Source organism: Agromyces molybdatiresistens, assembly GCF_052748445.2.
Map to the genome: position 1 here is coordinate 919888 of NZ_CM188258.1, position 16915 is coordinate 936802.

Here is a 16915-nt window from a genome sequence, read left to right on the forward strand (position 1 = left end):
TCGCCGACGGCTGGTCGGCCGGCGATGCTGCAGCGGCCACGTCTGCCGGGGCGCCCCGCGGTCGACGGTTCGTGCGGGCGCCTTCACGCGGCATCGCGTTCGCGGAGTTCGAATCGTGCCCGCCCGCCGAGGCGTGGAATCTGGGCGGAGTCGAGGTGCGGTGGTGGGATGAACCACACCTCGTTCGCGTCGGCATGGATCTGCCATCGGTCGCGGTGGATCATGTGGTGGCAGAAGCTGCAGAGCAGAACCCCGTTGGAAAGATCTGTCGGCCCGGTATCTCGGTCCCACCAGTCGATGTGATGGGCTTCGACGTAGCCGATGTTCTGCCCGCAGCAGGCACAACCGCCGTCGCGCTCGCCGAGGGCGAGGCGCTGTGCCTTGGTGAAGAGGCGTGCGGCGCGGCCGAGGTCGAGAGGGAGGCTGTCGCCGCCGAGCACGGCGGGGATGAGTCCGGCGTCGGCGGCCATGCGGCGGGCGGTGCCGGCCGAGACGGGCTGGTCGAGCCCGTCGATGCTCGCGTGCCCGAGCCCGGTGACGAGAGTGTCGAGGTCGACGCGGACGACGACGGTGGTCTTCGCCAGCGGCGTCAGGGTTCGGGTGCAGCCGAGGGTGTGCCGCGCGAGTGCGGCGAGCGCGTCGGCCTGGATCTGCGGGATGGTGCGGCGGTCGTCGATCACCGGGGCGTGCTCGGAGGGCTCGCGTCGGCGGAGCGCATCACTCACGAGTGCTTCGATCGCGGCCTTGACCGGGGCGGCGTTCTCGGGGTCGAGGCGCGCATGCAGGTGCACGACGCCTCGGCCGTCTTCGCGCATGGTCAGCGAGCGTTCCATGCGGAGCTCGTCCTCACGCGGCTCGACGCCGTCGGGATCGAGCCGCGCCTCGGCCTCGCGCACGCCGCGCGTCAGCGTCTCGAGCGGAACCCGCTCGGCCAGGTCGACGAGCGCGGCTTCGACGACGTCGACACGTTCCGGGTCGGCGGCGCGCATCGCCACCCGGTCGAGCATGGTCGTGATCGCCGAGGCCGCTTCGAGGGAGATCGTCGCGTCGGCCAGCGCTGCGGTCACGTGCGGATGCCGCGACGGCCTGCGCTCGCCGCTGAACGTCTGCCGCTCGGCGGTCGCGACGCCGACCGAGATGAGTCGCTGCGCGTCGGCGCGTGACCCGCCGGTCGACGCCGCGATGAGCCGCACCGGGTTGTGGAACCCCTGCGCCTTCGCGAGCCCGATGTCGCCGAACTCGGGCCCGGATCGCCGGGCGACCTCGGCCGCGACGCGCGCCATCACCGCGTCGAGATCGCGCCGCGCCCGCGCCACGGCATCGACGACCTCGATGAGCCCGTGGTCGCTCATCTGCTCCACCTCGACCTGGGCATCACCTTGGACGGCTCCCCACACCGGCACCGCGCCCGCCCACGCCGTGCGCAGCGCCGCGACGTCGCGCTCGAGCGCGACCAGCGGCTGCGCCGGCGGCGGCACGGGCAGGGCCGGCAGTGGCCCCGGTGAGTGATCCATGCTTCGATCATGCCTGCACCCACCGACATCCGCTCGGCCTGAAAATCGGCCACTGACCTGCGGATTCCCTGTGAAGAACGTCGCCCACGCGCGGCCTGTGGAGGACGAGTGCCCCGCCGGGGGAGACGGGCGAACCGACATCCGCCGAACACCGGAAGACGGCCGCACGCGGCCACGCCCTGACGACCCGGGATGAGAGCGTCGCGGCCGGATTTCGCCGCCCCCGCCGTCAGGCCGGCCCAGGAGGCCGGCTCAGGAGGCCGGCGCACCCACGGGTCCGAACGGACGACGTTTTCGTCGTCAAGCACCATGACGACAGATTCGTCGTCGATCTCGGCGCTCGACGACTACGCGGTCGATCCGGCCGTCCCGGCGCCGCGCCCGCCTTCCGCGCGACCCCCGAGCATCACCGCGACCTGATCGCGGATGACGCCGACGACCTCGTCGTCGCTCAGCGCGCGGTACACGGTGGCCGTGATGCTGATGAACATGACCGCGGAGATCGCGCGGGCCAGCTCCGCGGCATCCGTTTCGCTGATGCGGTCGCCGCGCCGAAGCACGTCGACGAACGCTGCCTCCACGCGTGCGCTCAGCGCCAGGCCCTCGCGGTGGTGGGGCTCCTCGGGGTCGCCGAAGACGAGCTCGCGGAGGTAGGTGCGGCCGTTCTCGATCTGCACGCGGTTGCAGTGGACGATCGGGCGCACGATCGCCATCAGTGCGTCGAGCTCGTCGGGGGTGCCGGATGCCACGGCCACACCGGTCTCGATCGCGTCGGCGAACTTGACGTTGTGCACGAGCAGCAGCAGTTCGGCCTTCGACTTCGCGTAGAGGAACACGGTGCCGGTGCCGACATCGGCATGATCGGCGATCTGCTGGGTGGTGACCTCGTCCACCCCGTACCGGCTGAAGAGCTCGGTCGCGGCGGCCGTGATGCGCTCGAGCTTCTGCTGCTTGTTGCGCTCACGGCGACCCATGGGTGGCGCGTCAGGTTGCACGTGTCCGGTCCTTCCCGCTGATCACCACCTTGCCACGGATGCCGCCTCGCTCGAGTGCCGCCAGCGCCTCGGGCGTCTCGGCGAACGGGAAGACCCTCCCGACCTGCGGCACGATGAAGCCGCGGTCGACGAGCTCGGTGATGCGCTCGAGCTGCGCGCCGTCGGCGCGCATGAACAGGAACGAGGAGTCCACGTTCCGGCGCCGGCCCCGCCGGCGCACGCCGCTGCTCAGCGCTCGCATCGCGGCCCGAAGCGGCAGCCCCACCCCGAGTTCGCGCGCGAAGTCAGGGTCGGGCGGCCCGGCGATGCCGATGACGCGCCCGCCGGGGCGCACGATGCGGATGGACTTCTCGAGGTTCTCGCCGCCCAGGCTGTCGAGCACGAGGTCGACGTCGTGCAGTTCATGCTCGAAGTCCTGGCTGCGGTAGTCGATGACGAGGTCGGCGCCGAGCCCGTCCCTTGGGCGAAGGGGGTCAGGTTCGTATCTCCGGCATCGGCGGCGGTTCCGGCCTCGGCGGCAGGCCGACCTCGATGATCCGCGTCACCATCCGAACCGCTCGATCGGGCAGCGCCTCACCCGAGTAGAAGTCCTCGTACAGCTCTTCGGCGGAGTCGACCGTCCGGATGTCGCAGATCGCCATGAGGTTGGCGATGTCGGCGTCGTCGCGGCCGGGCCGATTGGCCCGGAGCTTCATCGCGAGCAGCGCCGCGGCGGAGGCGACCTGGATGACGACCACACCGTCGTCGTGGAGCGTCTCCTATTCGGTGGCGCGCCGGCCGTAGTTCGGGACGAACCCCGCGGCCTTGTCGTTCAGCCAGTCGTCGGGCCATCCGTTGGCCTCGGCGATTGCACGACTGGCCTCGAGTAGGAGCTCATGATCGCCGATCAGGCGCGCATCGATGTCGACCGTCGACTCGCGATCGAAGTAGCGGAGTGCGAGCGCGGCGCCGCCCACGATCCCGATGCCGCTGCGCTCGCCGCGCTCGTTGAGGGTGCTGACGAGGAGCCGGAGACCGGCGACGAGGTCGTCACGTTCGAAGCGGGTCATGCGCTGACGAGCGTGTCCGCGTCGACGAGGACCCGCCGCCGAGCGAATTCGGGAGGCACCCGGTCGGCCGACGGCGTCAGCGTATAGGGGCCTTCGCCGAGGGCCCACGGGCGCCGAAGCGTGCGATCGGGGCTCACCGCCCAGTCGGGTACCGGCAGCAGCTCGGCCACGAGGTGGTGCGCGACAAGCGCCGCGAGCGCGGCATCCCACTGGCGACTGCCCGTCGGCTCGGGCGGCGAGATGGCCAGGGCGAAGCGGGCCGCGCCGTGCTCGGCGCTGAGGTTGTCGTTGAGTTGTATGAATCGGCGCAGTGCCGTGCCTTCGCGGCCGTCGGCGACGGCGAAGCGGATGTCTGCGGCGATCGCCGCCGCGTCGTCTCGGACGGTCGGCACCGAGACGAGCCGGTGGCCGGCGGCGCGAAGGGCACGCTCGACCGCCTCGAACGAGGGGTTCTGATGGCCGCGCTCGATGAGGGAGAGGTGCGACTGCGACAGTCGGGCGCGCCGACCGAGCGCCTGCTGGGTGAGCTTGCGGCTCCGCCGTGCGGCGCGGATGAGGGTTCCTGCGCTCACGATGACCTCCGAATATTCGATCCACCTCATACTAGCTGCTCTTGACGATGTCCGAGTCCGCTCCGGTCGCCGAACGGCTGCGGGGCGATCCTGGGGGCATGGGATGGCGCGGCTGGACGACGCTCGAACGCGTCCCCGGTGGGCGGATCCTCCGGGTGCTGAGCCCGCGCTCGACGGACCCCGGCGACACATGCCGGCGCCGGGGTTGTCGTCGGGTTCGCCCGCCTCGTCGGTTACGGGCCCGGATATCCGATCAGGTCAGGCCTGAGCAGCCGGTCTCAGCAGGTCATCGATCCCCGGTGTGCGCGAGCCCGTCCGCAATCGGCGCATTCCGCTCGGCACGGCGCCGTGTCCCGAACTCCGCCCAGGCGAGCACGGCGGCCGCGACGATCTCGACGCCCACGGTCGCCAGCAGCCCAACGCCCGCTGCGCCCGTGATCACCGAGTACACACCGTAGGCCGCCCAGGTGAGCCAGGTAGCGATGAATGCGACACTCACCGCGAGGCGCCCGCGCGACGGAGGCTCGCGGCGAACCAGGAAGAGTGCAATGCCGAAGCCGGCGGTCCCCACGCTTGCGCGGAGACCGAACCAGGCCGCCACCGGCTCGATCTCCAAACCCCACGACGTCAGCGGCACCGACGGCGCGACGAGCCATGCGAGCGGGATCAGCCAGCAATACACCGCGAGGATGGTCGCGACCCAGTAGTACGCGCGGCTCATGCTCCTGCCCCTCGAATCGACCGGGCCCGAGCGGGATCGATGAACGCGAGCGGAACGCGCGGCGCTTCCCTCGTGCGACTCTGTGAATGAGGGGTCATATCCGTACCTCGATCCCCCGGGAAGCGGGCCTTGGCGTGATGGTGCTCACTATGGCACTCCCCAACCCACGACCACAACGGTGCTCCAACCGCCGGTCCGCTCGAGTTCGCGCCGACGGCGGCTCAGGCCGTCGCCGCGAACGCGCGCACCGCGCGCTCGATCGCAGGACGCACGTCGAGTCCAGGGTCGACCGTGAGTCGGTGCAGGGCGAGGCCGTCGCCGAGGGCCATGAGGGCGCGTGCCGCCGGCACGGGGTCGGGGATGCCGGCTGCGGCGACGAGCCGGTCGGTCCACTGCTCGAACTCGCGACGCTGGCGGTGCAGCGGCTCGAGCAGCTCGGGGTCCGCGGCGAGTTCGACGAAGAGCGCGTAGCGCGCCCGAGTGCGGGTCGCGGCGGGGCCGGTCTGCACGAGCAGCACGGCGCAGAGTCCCTCGGCGATCGCGTCGGGTGTCGGCTGCTCGAGCAGCTCCGGCGTGAAGTCGGCACGCTCGAGTTCGGCCATCCAGTCGATGATGCCGGCCAGCAGGGCACGCCGGGTGCGGAACCAGTTCGAGGTCGATCCGGCGGGCAGCCCGGCCCGTTGATCGACGCGCGCGTGGCTGAGTGCCCGCACTCCGTCGGTGCCGAGGACCTCGACTGCCGCCTCGAGGGCTCGCTCCCTGGTTGCTGCAGCCATCGGCGCCCCTCACGTCGCGTACGTCGACGAGTCTCGCACGGGCGCGCGTGGCGCCGTGGCATCCGTGTGCGCCGTGGCATCCGCGGATCGCGTCGGGGTCGGCGGGCCGGGCTCAGTCGGCTCGCCGGATCCAGTCGAGCGTGAGGTTCGCGACCGCGTCGGGCGCCTCGGCGGGGAGCAGCTTGCCCCCGTCGTCGACGAACGCGAACTCGACGTCGTCGGCGAATCGCTTGGGGTTCGCGCAGAGGCGGCGGATGAGCGGCTCGTCGAACCTGGTGTCGACCCGGCCGAATGCGAAGAGCGTCGGGACGGTCAGTCGCATCCGCTTGTACACGCCACGGCTCAGCCGCATCGACTCGGGGATCACCATGCCTCGGTAGAGCTCGCGGACCGCCTGGTCGATGGCGGGGCGCTGCATGGGTGCGAGGTGGGCGTCGATCTCCGCGGCAGACGTGGGTCTCGCGTTGTACTGATCGGCCCACACGCCTCGGAGCGAGCTGCCGGGGCGATGCCAGAGCAGCTTCGGCATGTGCCGGAAGGCGGCGATGAGCTTGGGGCTGAACGAGATGAATCCGGGCGGCACCGAGAGCTGAACCGCCCTCACCACGCGTTCGGGGTGGGCGTAGGCGAGCTGCATCGCGGTGATCGCACCCATGTCATGGCTGACGAGGTGCGCACGTTCGACGCCGAGCGCCTCGAAGAGCGCGAGCAGGTCGTGCAGTCGCGTCTCGCGTTCGAAGCCGGGGTCGTCGGCTTCGGTCCAGCCGGCACCGCGAAGGTCGGGACAGATCACGCGGTAGCCCTGCTCGGCGATCAGCGGCGCGACCTGATGCCACTGCCACCAATGCAGCGGGAAGCCGTGCAGCATGACGACAGGTTCACCGTCGCCCACGGTGGCGACGTGGGTGCGCAGGCCCGGGGTCTCGACGATGAGGTGCTCAAACCCGGATGCCTCGGGGAGTGGCGGTGCGAGATCCGCCGGTGCGGCGATCGAGTGACGGCGAGGTTCAGGTGCACGCATGACGACTCCTTCGTCGGCGCGGGGCTACTATGTTTATAGTACAGCGGATGGCACGACAATAAACGGTTCCTGGCGACGTTCCGCCGGGCGGTGGGCCACAGCCGGGGTCCGGTAGCGGATGGCGCGCCCCGCTTCGTCTGGTCGGATACCGTGATCGCGTGCCCGAAGACCCCGTAGCTCCCTCGAGTGACATCCGAGCGCATGCGCGGCGTCGATCCGGTCGTACCACTTGGGCGGTTCGAGCCGTCACAGCCGGCATCGGTGTCGCCGTCATGGTGTGGTCGCTGGACGTGATGTTCGACGACCTCAGTTCCGAGTCGCTGGGTCCGCCGCTCGTATTCGTAAGCGGCTTTCTCCTCCTTGTCGGGGCAGCGATCGCGGCGTGGTTCGAATTGCAGTACGACGCCCGGATCCGGTTCGCGGAGGATTGTTCGCCGGTGTGCTTCATCATGCCGGTCGTCCTCACGAAGCAGTTGCCGGCGCAGGTGGATGAGGCGATGGCGGGCCTCGGCCAACGCAGGGTGTACGTGCCGCGGCAAGGCCACGCGTTGCTCGCCGCCGACGCCGACGGGATCGAGCTGCGCGCCGGGTGGGGTTCGCGCCCCGTCTTCTCACTTCCGAGTGGCTCGATCCGTTCGGTCGAGATCGGCACGATCGCCTTTCCGCTCGGCGATACGACCGCCATCGACGTCGTACTGGACACCGTGGGCGGGCAGCGGATCTCCCTGATGCCCATGCGCTCCACCCGCCGGTACTGGGGTACTGAGAGCCGGGAGATCATCGAGCAGTACGCTGCCGGGCTCCGGGAGGCGCTGCGGGTCTCAGCGCTGCGCACGGATTCGCGGGCGCTCGACGGTACGACCAAGGCAGCGGGAGGTGGCGGCGAGCAGCGTCGCGGTGACCGCGGCGACGCGCCGCACTCACCATAGAGTGGTCCGCGCGTCAGGTTGAGGGGCTCCGGGAGCGCCTCGACGACCGCACGCCGGCCTCCCGCAGCGAGACGGCGCAGCGCGTGCGCCGGGTCGCGGAGGAGCTCGGCTACCGCCGCAACGTGTTCGCGTCGAGCCTCCGGCGCGGCGCGACGGCGACGATCGGCGTGCTCGTGCCGCGCCTGACCGACACCGTGATGGCGCTCATGTTCCAGGCGATCGAGGAGGCCGCCGGCCGCCGCGGCTACTTCGCCGTCGTCGCGACCTGCGGCGACGACCCCGACGACGAGCGCCGCGCCACCGAGACCCTGCTCGATCGCAACGTCGACGGCGTGATCCTCGCGACCGCCCGCCTCGACGACGAGCTCCCGGCGTCACTGCGCGCCCGCGACATCCCCCACGTCCTCGTGCTCCGCACCGACCGCATCAGCCCCTCGTCGCTCGGCGACGACGAGACCGGGGGATACCTCGCGACTCGCCACCTCATCGACCTCGGGCACCGCGACATCGCGATGGTGACCGGGCCCTGGTTCACCTCGAGCGCCCGCGATCGCCGCGCCGGCGCGGAGCGCGCGCTGCGCGAGGCCGGGCTCCCGATCGAGGACGCCCGCATGCTCTCGGTGGGGTACGGCGTCGACGACGGCATCGAGGCGGGCATGCGCCTGCTCGATCGCCCCGACCGGCCGACCGCGGTGTTCGCGGCGAACGACAACCTGGCGATCGGCGTGATGACCGCGGCGAGCGGCCTCGGCCTCCGCATCGGATCCGACCTCTCGATCGTCGGCTACAACGACATCCCGCTCGTGTCGCGACTGCCGGTGGCGCTCTCCTCGGTCCGGACGCCGTTCGAGCAGATCGCCTCCACGGCGCTGCAGCTGCTGCTGTCGCCGGAGGAGGGGGAGCGTGGCATCCGGATGGCACTTCCGACCCTCATCCCGCGGGCGTCGACGGCGCCGCCGGGGCGCTGAGGATCGAGGAGGCGGATCTCGCAGCCAGCTTCGCACCCTGGTATCACGCCGATACCAAGCGGTACGATGGTGGTCGACGGAAGGACCGTGCAATGGCGATGACCCTGCGACTCGACGAGGCTCACGACCAGCTCCTCGAGGCCCTGGCCGCGAAGTTCGGACGCTCGAAGACCGAGGTCGTGCAGATCGCGCTCGACGACCTCGCGGCTCACGCCGACAAGTCCGCCCGCACGCGTGCGGCCTTCGATCGTGTCCGTTCCCGCGACGCCGAACTGCTCGAGCGTCTCGCCCGGTGACGGCGGGACGCGAGGTCGAGTACCTCGACCCCGACGACGTCGAGGCGCTGCTCGACGACGAGGGATTCCACTTCAAGGACGGCGCCCGCGGGCGCAACCTCCTGCTCTCGGCGCTCGCCGCACCCATGCCCGTGTTCGGCGAGGAGGTGCACCCGACGCTCGAGGAGAAGGCCGCGGCGCTCCTGCTCGCGGTGATGCGCAACCATCCGCTCGCCGACGGGAACAAGCGTCTGGCCTGGTTCGCGACCGTCGCGTTCCTCGAGCTCAACGAGCTCGACCTCGTGGCCGATGACGTGGCCGAGGCCGACCGGTTCCTCCGCGAGGTGGCAGCGGGTGCGGTCGATCTCGACGGGGTCGCCGCGTGGGTTCGCGCCCGCATCCGTCCGCTCGCGTGAGGGTGCGGCCGCGATGGGCGGGTGGGATGCCGCACCTCAGGCCGCTGACGACCCCACCGGTCGGCCCGCGAGGAGGTTCGCCACGAACCCGGCGAGGTCGCGCCGCAGCCCCGAGTACGCGGCGGGATGCGGCGTCTCCGCGTCGATGACGGCGGCGATCTGCTCGAGCGTCGGCCGCACCAGCCCGCCCGCCGCAGCCGACCAGGATCCGAGCTGCGCCTCGAGGTCGTCGATCGTGAGTTCGGCGTGCCGGTACACGCCGTTCACGGCGAAGGCCATCCGTCCGTCATTCGGCTGGTGACGCAACGGCACGGTGTCGTACGCGGGCGCGAGGGTCGCCGGGGCGTCGAACGGATGCAGCAGCGCGAGGTTCTTGGCGTGCAGGTCGACGTTGCCGATCGCGACGGCGAGCACGACGATCCGGGCCAGCTGCTCGACCGCTTCGCGCCCGGCCTGCGAGCGCACGAGTGAGTGGAACCGATCGAGCGACGCGGCGCCGCCCTGCTCCTGGTACTTCTGGGTGCGCGGGATGCCGAGCGCCTGGCACAGATCTTCTTGGTGTACGCGCCCGGTCGGGGCATCCGCTGCCCGGTCATACCGTTCGATGACGAGCGCGCGGATGTCGCCGAACTCCTCGACCCACGTGTCGTAGGCGATGAGGCCGAGCGCGCGGGCGATGCGTGCGCCGTACTCCTCGTCGAAGATCATTGTCGGGTAGCGCGCGACCTCGGGCTTGAGAATGTGCGTCGACGGGAAGCCGTCGTGCACTCGGTGCCATGCGTGGTCGATGCAGGCGAGCACGACCTTCGGCTGCACACCGTTGAGCGAGGTCTTGCCGGTGGCGCGGTCGTTGCCGAGGGGGAGCGCGGCGGGGCTCTGGAGCAGGCGGCCGATGCCGGCGTGGTCGATCGGGCTGGTGAACGGCGTGCGCGGCTCGCCGGGCGCGGCGGGGTCGTAGATCTGCAGGGCGCCGGCGACATCCCGGCCGTAGTGCGCGAGCAGGCCGAGCACGTCGTACTCGGGTAGCCGCGCCTGCGCGGCGAGGTCGGCGAGCAGGTCGCCCTCGGGGAGCAGCTCGGCGAAGAAGTTGCGGCGTCGTGCGACGTGCGACCGGTTCCCGAACGGCACCAGCGGCACGGATGTCGACAGCTGGGTGCTGCCAAGCCCGAACCGTTCGATGGCGGTGCCGGATGCCTCGAAGTCGAACCGTCGCCAGTCCGCACCCACCAGACGGCCGACCCCCTGGCCGTACAGCTCGATGGTGAGCTCAGGCATCGCCACGGCTCTCGGCGTCGCGGTCGCGCTCGACGCCGTCGTCGCCGTCGCGCTCGCGCTCGACGCCGTCGACGTCGCGCTCGCGCTCGACGCCGTCGGCGTCGCGGTCGCGCTCGACGCCGTCGACGCCGTGGTCGCGCTCGACGCCGTGGTCGCCGTCGCGCTCCCGCTCGCGGCTTGGTTCATCGAGCTCGGCGTACAGTCGCACGCCCGTCGATTCGAGCATCGCGAAGAGCCGCTCGGTGAGCTTGCCCGGCTTGCCGGCCTCCATCTCGGACACCCACCGTTGTGTGAGTCCCAGTTCGGCGGCGAGCTCGCGCTGGCTCAGGCCCCGTGCGAGCCGCCCCTGCTGCAGCATGAGGCCGAGGGTCTCGGCGTTGGGCACGCGACCGCGATAGCTCATTGCGAGCCCTCCATTCACTACGAATTCGTAATAAAGATACGGCACTACGTTTTCGTAGTCAAGAGCCATGATTACATTTTCGTAATTGGCGGGCGTGCTCATGCCGCTGCGGCGTCGCGCAGCTCGAAGCGTGCGCGGCCGCCGAGGCGAGGGACTTGGGACGGGTCGATGTGTGGTGGCGGGATGAACCAGACCTCGGTCGGGCTGGCGTGGATGTGCCAGCCGTCGCGGTGGATCATGTGGTGGCAGAAGGAGCAGAGCAGGACTCCGTTCGAGAGGTCGGTCGGACCGGTGTCCCGCTCCCACCAGTCGATGTGGTGCGCTTCGACGTAACCGATGTTCTGGCCACAGGAGGCGCAGCCGCCGTCGCGTTCGCCGAGGGCGAGGCGCTGGGCCTTCGTGAAGAGGCGGGCGGCGCGGCCGAGGTCGAGCGGGAGGCTGTCGCCGCCGAGGACGGCGGGGATGATCTCGGCGTCGGCGGCCATCCGGCGGGCGGTCGCGGCCGAGATCGGCCGTTCGAGGCCGTCGATGCCGGCGTGCCCGAGCTCGTTGACGAGGGTGTCGAGGTCGACGCGCACGATCATCGTGGTCTTCGCGAGCGGCGTCGCCGTCTGGGTGCAGCCGAGGGTGTGGCGGGCGAGCGCGGCGAGCGCGTCGGCCTGGATCTGCGGGATCGTGCGGTGGTCGTCGATGACCGGCCGCAACTCACCGGCGCCCAACGCAGCTCCGTCCGGGCGAAGCTCCACGGCGCCGAATCCAGTTCCGTCCGCGCCGCCGCCCGCGGCTTCGTCAGGTCGGCGTCGGCGCAGCGCGTCGCTGACGAGCGCGTCGATCGCGGCCTTCACGGGCGCCGCGCTCTCGGGGTCGAGCCGGGCATGCAGGTGCACGATGCCGCGCGCGTCTTCGCGCATGGTCAGAGAGCGCTCCATCCGGAGCTCGTCTTCGCGAGGCTCCACCCCGTCGGGGTCGAGCCGCGCCTCGGCCTCGCGCACCCCGCGCGAGAGCGTCTCGAGCGGCACTCGCTCGGCGAGCTCGACCAGGGCGTGCTCCACGACATCGGCCTGGCAGACATCGGCGCGCATCGACACCCGGTCGAGCATGGTGGTGATCGCGGACGCCGCCTCGAGACTGATGGTCGCCGCCTGCAGGGCGGCAGCGACGTGCGGGTGCCGCGCCGGCATCCGCTCGCCAACGAAGGTCTGCCGCTCGGTCGTGGCGACGCCGACGGCGATCAGTCGTTGCGCGTCGGCGCGCGACCCGCCGGTGGCCGCGGCGACGAGTCGCACCGGATTGTGGAAGCCCTGCGCCTTCGCGAACCCCACCTCCCCGAACTCGGGCCCGGACCGCTTCGCCACCTCGGCGGCGACGCTCGCGAACAGGGCGTCGACATCGCGCCGCACCTTCGCGAGCCCGTCGACGGCCTGCATGAGCCCGGCATCGCCCATCTGCTCCGCCTCGACCTGCGCCGACCCGCGGATGGCGCCCCACGCCGGCATCGCGCCGACCCACGCGTCGCGAAGCGCCGCCAGATCACGCTCGAGCGCGACCAGAGCGCCCGACGCCGGAGGCGTGTCGGGCGCGAGTCGCGGGGGCTGTTCCATGACTCCATCCTGCAGGTACCCACCGACATCCGCTCGCACCGGAAATCGCGTTCGATCAGGCATTCTGCCTGTGGATGAATCGCCCGAACCCGTACCTGTGGAGGAGGAGTGCACGACTCCCCGTGGGCGCGAGCGCGCCGAGTCAGCCCGTCCAGCCCCGCCGTTCGGCGACGATCGCCGGGGTCATCCGCGAAATCAGGTCGAGGGGGGAGCGGGTCCGCGTGACGGAAGGTCACCGAGTCCTTGCCCGACCGGTACGGCGCCACCTCCGACTCGAGCGGCTCCGGCAGCGGGGGAACGAGGTAGACGCCGATGTGCCGCTTCCATCCGGCGAAGTGGAGCGCGTACCGCCCGCCGAGCATCACCGCGGCGAGGCCGTAGCGCATCCGCTCCTCGGGATCGGGCACCTCGGCCCGGATCGCCCCGCGAACCTGCGCGACCCGCGCGGCGATCACGTCGGGGAACGACGCGACGCACTCGTCGACGCTCTGGACGGTCATGAGGGGAATGGTGCCAGTGCGGATGCCGCTGCGCCGCCCGCTCGCCGCCCGCTCGCCTGACGCCTGCCTTCCGAGCTGATGCCGGGCTGACGCCGGCTCAGGCCGTCGCCGCGAGCGCGCGCACGGCGCGCTCGACCGCGGGACGCACGTCGAGCTCGGGGTCGACTGTGAGTCGATGCAGGGCCAGGCCGTCGCCGAGGGCCATGAGCGCGCGCGCCGCCGGCACCGGGTCGGGGATGCCGGCTGCGGCGATGAGCCGGTCGGTCCACTGTTCGAACTCGCGACGCTGGCGGCGCAGTGGTTCGAGCAGTTCGGGGTCGGCGGCGAGTTCGACGAAGAGGGCGTAGCGCGCCCGGGTGCGGGTCGCGGCCGGGCCGGTCTGCACGAGCAGCACGGCGCAGAGTCCCTCTGCGATCGAGTCGGGCGTCGGCTGCTCGAGCAGCTCCGGCGCGAAGTCGGCGCGCTCGAGTTCGGCCATCCAGTCGATGATGCCGGCGAGCAGCGCTCGCCGGGTGCGGAACCAGTTCGAGGTCGACCCTGCGGGCAGCCCGGCCCGTTGATCGACGCGCGCGTGGCTGAGTGCCCGCACGCCGTCGGTGCCGAGGACCTCGACCGCCGCCTCGAGCGCTCGCTCCCTGGTTGCTGCAGCCATCGGCGCCCCTCACGTCGCGTACGTCCACGAGTCTCGCACGGGCGCGCGTGGCGCCGTGGCATCCGTGTGCGCCGTGGCATCCGCGGATCGCGTCGGGGTCGGCGGGCCGGGCTCAGTCGGCTCGCCGGATCCAGTCGAGCGTGAGGTTCGCGACCGCGTCGGGCGCCTCGGCGGGGAGCAGCTTGCCCCCGTCGTCGACGAACGCGAACTCGACGTCGTCGGCGAATCGCTTGGGGTTCGCGCAGAGGCGGCGGATGAGCGGCTCGTCGAACCTGGTGTCGACCCGGCCGAATGCGAAGAGCGTCGGGACGGTCAGTCGCATCCGCTTGTACACGCCACGGCTCAGCCGCATCGACTCGGGGATCACCATGCCTCGGTAGAGCTCGCGGACCGCCTGGTCGATGGCGGGGCGCTGCATGGGTGCGAGGTGGGCGTCGATCTCCGCGGCAGACGTGGGTCTCGCGTTGTACTGATCGGCCCACACGCCTCGGAGCGAGCTGCCGGGGCGATGCCAGAGCAGCTTCGGCATGTGCCGGAAGGCGGCGATGAGCTTGGGGCTGAACGAGATGAATCCGGGCGGCACCGAGAGCTGAACCGCCCTCACCACGCGTTCGGGGTGGGCGTAGGCGAGCTGCATCGCGGTGATCGCACCCATGTCATGGCTGACGAGGTGCGCACGTTCGACGCCGAGCGCCTCGAAGAGCGCGAGCAGGTCGTGCAGTCGCGTCTCGCGTTCGAAGCCGGGGTCGTCGGCTTCGGTCCAGCCGGCACCGCGAAGGTCGGGACAGATCACGCGGTAGCCCTGCTCGGCGATCAGCGGCGCGACCTGATGCCACTGCCACCAATGCAGCGGGAAGCCGTGCAGCATGACGACAGGTTCACCGTCGCCCACGGTGGCGACGTGGGTGCGCAGGCCCGGGGTCTCGACGATGAGGTGCTCAAACCCGGATGCCTCGGGGAGTGGCGGTGCGAGATCCGCCGGTGCGGCGATCGATTGACGGCGAGGTTCAGGTGCACGCATGACGACTCCTTCGTCGGCGCGGGGCTACTATGTTTATAGTACAGCGGATGGTGCTCGCAGTCTAGAGCCCCACGGCATCTCCAGGGCGTGAGCCGGGCAGGGCATGGTGCCGCACGGGCGTCAACTTGGCCGTCGGCGGCACTCGTGCCGCCTGCCCGAGCAGGTAGGTCGGTCTGGAGTACTGATGCCGGCCGCCACCTCGTCGAGTCGTCGGCGACGGTGCGCGACGCGCCGACCTGGAGCGCGGAGCAGGGCGAGTTGTCCGACCGGATGGATCACATCGGCGACTGGACGTACGAGAACACCATCGAGAGGATGCGTACGGGCCTCGACTTCGACGAGGAGCGGCGGCACCTGCGGCAGTTCGCACACAAGGAGGAGTTGCTGGCGTACGAGCAGGTGGCATTCGCTATCGGCGCAGGGCGGCCTGGACCCGTCGAACCCGGCGGTCGCTCGCCGGCTGGCCATCAAGAAGCGGCAGGCGCCGAGCCCGATGGATGACCGATTCTGCAGCGCTTGAGAGCCCTCCGCGGCGAGCACGCTCCGCATGCGTGTGGCCGAACTCGAACTTCTTCCTCCCCAAATGGGGGATGACTGCTCGACCTCGCCGTGAAGCATCGATGAAGCAGCATCGAACTGCCGCCCAACCAGCGGTAGCCTGTCGCCACAACGGTGCAGACGGGCGGCCACAAGGCGCCGCGGATGATTCTCGGGGAGAACAAATGGGTGGCGGTTCAGGACTCGCAGTTGTGTCGATTGTCACGGCAACTGTGTCCACGCTGATCGGAGCCGCCTTGGGTGCGGGCGTCACCTTGTTCATCTGGGGCGAGCAAAACTCGGCGGTGCTGGAAGCTGAAGAACGCGAAGTGCGCCGCGCTGTCTACGCAGAATTCCTGGACGCCTCCTCTGCTTACCTAAACGCTCAAATCGCAACTGTACAGGACGAAAAGTATTGTCTGAGCGAGCATGTGGCGAACGTTGATGGCGAGGAGCGCCAGGCGTGCCTTCTGTATTCCCGAGAAATTGTGGATGGCCCTCGCGACGCATGGTTTGAGGCCTTCTCCAACCTGCGGGTATACGGAACAGATGCGATTGTTGCAATCGCCAGGACCATGAACGAGACAACCGACGAGGTTGACCCGCGATTCTTGCCATTCTCCAGCGCCGTCGCGGGACTTGCAGGCAGGGCTGATATGACGCTGGATGAATTGTTTGAGGACACTTCGTTCGACCAAGCAATCGACCCATACAACGATGCCGCAAATGAATTCACTCTCCAAGTGTGCCTGGACACCGCGGTGGATCAAGACCGCTGTACCGCCGCCCTTGCCGAGGAGTAGTCAATCAATGCCGGGCAACGTGAGGCGTGAGGACTAAACTGTGCGATCCGGTTGAGGCAGTTCGCGCACGAGGAGGAGTTGCTGGCGTACGAGCAGGCGGCATCCGCTGCTCGTCGTGAGGCGGCCCGGAACCCGTCGAACGCGGTCGCGCGCCGGCTGGCCGACATCAAGAAGCGGCAGGCGCCGCGTCCGATCGACCAGATCATCACGGGCATCTACGACGGCCTGCGGGTCTCGAACGACCTGCTCACCGTGACCGGTCTGGCCAAGGGCTTCAACGGCACGCCGCTGTTCGAGGGGCTCTCGTTCGACCTGCAGCGCGGCGACCGGGTCGCGGTGCTCGGCTCGAACGGGTCGGGCAAGTCGACGCTGCTGGACGTGCTGACCGGTGAGACCGAAGCGGATGCCGGGACCGTGCGTTGGGCGAAGCGCGTCCGGTTCGTCTCGTACAACCGGGTCTACGCCGGACTGGATCTGGACGACACCGTCGGGCACGCGGTGAACGCGTACCCGGATTCGCTGGCGTTCACGGCGACGAAGAAGAGCGTGAACCGGTTCCTGTCGATGCTGCAGTTCTCCGAGGCCGACCTGCAGCAGAAGATCGGCACCCTCTCGGGCGGCCAGCGCGCCCGCGTCGCGATCGCCCAGTGCCTGCTCTCCGGGGCGGCGGTGATCGTGCTCGACGAGCCCACCAACCACCTCGACATCACCTCGACCCAGGTGATGGAGCGGGCGCTCACGCACTTCCCGGGCGCGGTCATCGTGGTCTCGCACGACCGCTTCTTCGTCGACAAGCTCGCCGACCGGCTGCTGGTGTTCGACGGCGAGCCGCGGGTGCGGGAGACGGCGGCGACGGGGGCGCTCTGAGGGGGTACCAGTCACAGCCG

At 70.4% G+C, this 16915-nt stretch carries 21 protein-coding genes; 7 read left to right on the plus strand and 14 right to left on the minus strand.

The genetic code is table 11. The annotated features are described in order from the left end of the window. Positions 1 to 83: 83 nt before the first annotated feature. From ACULK2_RS04195 to ACULK2_RS04235, 9 genes are all read right to left on the minus strand, one after another. Entirely contained in the window at positions 84 to 1514 is a 1431-nt protein-coding gene (locus ACULK2_RS04195) for an HNH endonuclease signature motif containing protein (RefSeq protein WP_445968822.1), read from the minus strand. A 347-nt stretch (positions 1515 to 1861) separates the two neighbouring features. Continuing rightward, the gene (locus ACULK2_RS04200; protein ID WP_445968821.1) at positions 1862 to 2488 is read right to left on the minus strand and encodes a TetR/AcrR family transcriptional regulator; all 627 of its coding nucleotides are present in this window, start codon (positions 2486 to 2488) and stop codon (positions 1862 to 1864) included. Positions 2489 to 2498: 10 nt separating this feature from the next. Beyond that, positions 2499 to 2942 carry a zinc-binding dehydrogenase gene (locus ACULK2_RS04205; protein ID WP_501044988.1) on the minus strand — a complete coding sequence of 148 codons (444 nt, stop codon included), beginning with the start codon at positions 2940 to 2942 and terminating at the stop codon, positions 2499 to 2501. A gap of 40 nt (positions 2943 to 2982) precedes the next feature. Further along, entirely contained in the window at positions 2983 to 3246 is a 264-nt protein-coding gene (locus tag ACULK2_RS04210) for a hypothetical protein (RefSeq protein WP_445968820.1), read from the minus strand. A gap of 21 nt (positions 3247 to 3267) precedes the next feature. Then, positions 3268 to 3558: a DUF6036 family nucleotidyltransferase gene (locus ACULK2_RS04215; protein ID WP_445968819.1), complete on the minus strand. Its 291-nt coding sequence runs from the start codon at positions 3556 to 3558 to the stop codon at positions 3268 to 3270. Next, positions 3555 to 4130: a helix-turn-helix domain-containing protein gene (locus tag ACULK2_RS04220; RefSeq protein WP_445968818.1), complete on the minus strand. Its 576-nt coding sequence runs from the start codon at positions 4128 to 4130 to the stop codon at positions 3555 to 3557. Before ACULK2_RS04220 ends, ACULK2_RS04215 begins: the two co-directional genes overlap by 4 nt. 286 nt (positions 4131 to 4416) lie before the next feature. Then, entirely contained in the window at positions 4417 to 4851 is a 435-nt protein-coding gene (locus ACULK2_RS04225) for a hypothetical protein (protein WP_445968817.1), read from the minus strand. A gap of 221 nt (positions 4852 to 5072) precedes the next feature. Continuing rightward, positions 5073 to 5627, minus strand: coding sequence for a TetR/AcrR family transcriptional regulator (locus tag ACULK2_RS04230; RefSeq protein ID WP_445968816.1), 555 nt, complete (start codon positions 5625 to 5627; stop codon positions 5073 to 5075). Positions 5628 to 5739: 112 nt separating this feature from the next. Next, the gene (locus ACULK2_RS04235; protein WP_501044959.1) at positions 5740 to 6648 is read right to left on the minus strand and encodes an alpha/beta fold hydrolase; all 909 of its coding nucleotides are present in this window, start codon (positions 6646 to 6648) and stop codon (positions 5740 to 5742) included. A 272-nt stretch (positions 6649 to 6920) separates the two neighbouring features. Here ACULK2_RS04235 and ACULK2_RS04240 point away from each other — a divergent pair, with 272 nt between their 5' ends. The 4 genes from ACULK2_RS04240 to ACULK2_RS04255 all read left to right on the plus strand — a co-directional run bounded on the left by ACULK2_RS04240 (position 6921) and on the right by ACULK2_RS04255 (position 9236). After that, positions 6921 to 7577 carry a hypothetical protein gene (locus tag ACULK2_RS04240; RefSeq protein ID WP_445968815.1) on the plus strand — a complete coding sequence of 219 codons (657 nt, stop codon included), beginning with the start codon at positions 6921 to 6923 and terminating at the stop codon, positions 7575 to 7577. Between the two features lie 83 nt (positions 7578 to 7660). Further along, the gene (locus tag ACULK2_RS04245; protein WP_445968814.1) at positions 7661 to 8545 is read left to right on the plus strand and encodes a LacI family DNA-binding transcriptional regulator; all 885 of its coding nucleotides are present in this window, start codon (positions 7661 to 7663) and stop codon (positions 8543 to 8545) included. 92 nt (positions 8546 to 8637) lie between these two features. Then, the gene (locus tag ACULK2_RS04250) at positions 8638 to 8841 is read left to right on the plus strand and encodes a TraY domain-containing protein (protein WP_445968813.1); all 204 of its coding nucleotides are present in this window, start codon (positions 8638 to 8640) and stop codon (positions 8839 to 8841) included. Continuing rightward, positions 8838 to 9236, plus strand: a complete 399-nt coding sequence (locus ACULK2_RS04255; protein ID WP_445968812.1) for a type II toxin-antitoxin system death-on-curing family toxin — start codon at positions 8838 to 8840, stop codon at positions 9234 to 9236. The genes ACULK2_RS04250 and ACULK2_RS04255 overlap by 4 nt, the downstream gene beginning before the upstream one ends. Positions 9237 to 9272: 36 nt before the next feature. On the opposite strand, the gene ACULK2_RS04260 is transcribed toward ACULK2_RS04255, so the two are convergent. From ACULK2_RS04260 to ACULK2_RS04280, 5 genes are all read right to left on the minus strand, one after another. After that, on the minus strand, positions 9273 to 10511 hold the full coding sequence (locus tag ACULK2_RS04260) for a HipA domain-containing protein (protein ID WP_445968811.1): 1239 nt from the start codon (positions 10509 to 10511) through the stop codon (positions 9273 to 9275). After that, a complete protein-coding gene (locus tag ACULK2_RS04265) occupies positions 10504 to 10914 on the minus strand; it encodes a helix-turn-helix domain-containing protein (protein ID WP_445968810.1) in 411 nt (136 codons plus the stop codon). The genes ACULK2_RS04260 and ACULK2_RS04265 overlap by 8 nt, the downstream gene beginning before the upstream one ends. Before the next feature lie 98 nt (positions 10915 to 11012). Then, entirely contained in the window at positions 11013 to 12515 is a 1503-nt protein-coding gene (locus ACULK2_RS04270) for an HNH endonuclease signature motif containing protein (protein WP_445968809.1), read from the minus strand. A 597-nt stretch (positions 12516 to 13112) separates the two neighbouring features. Next, positions 13113 to 13667, minus strand: a complete 555-nt coding sequence (locus ACULK2_RS04275) for a TetR/AcrR family transcriptional regulator (RefSeq protein ID WP_445968808.1) — start codon at positions 13665 to 13667, stop codon at positions 13113 to 13115. 112 nt (positions 13668 to 13779) lie between these two features. Beyond that, positions 13780 to 14688, minus strand: a complete 909-nt coding sequence (locus tag ACULK2_RS04280; RefSeq protein WP_445968807.1) for an alpha/beta fold hydrolase — start codon at positions 14686 to 14688, stop codon at positions 13780 to 13782. A gap of 219 nt (positions 14689 to 14907) precedes the next feature. Between ACULK2_RS04280 and ACULK2_RS04285 the strand changes: the two genes are divergently transcribed. The 3 genes from ACULK2_RS04285 to ACULK2_RS04295 all read left to right on the plus strand — a co-directional run bounded on the left by ACULK2_RS04285 (position 14908) and on the right by ACULK2_RS04295 (position 16895). Beyond that, complete coding sequence (locus ACULK2_RS04285) at positions 14908 to 15189, plus strand: hypothetical protein (RefSeq protein ID WP_445968806.1); 282 nt, start codon at positions 14908 to 14910, stop codon at positions 15187 to 15189. 269 nt (positions 15190 to 15458) lie between these two features. Beyond that, complete coding sequence (locus tag ACULK2_RS04290; protein WP_445968805.1) at positions 15459 to 16028, plus strand: hypothetical protein; 570 nt, start codon at positions 15459 to 15461, stop codon at positions 16026 to 16028. Between the two features lie 51 nt (positions 16029 to 16079). Further along, positions 16080 to 16895, plus strand: a complete 816-nt coding sequence (locus ACULK2_RS04295) for an ATP-binding cassette domain-containing protein (protein ID WP_445968804.1) — start codon at positions 16080 to 16082, stop codon at positions 16893 to 16895. Positions 16896 to 16915: the final 20 nt, after the last annotated feature.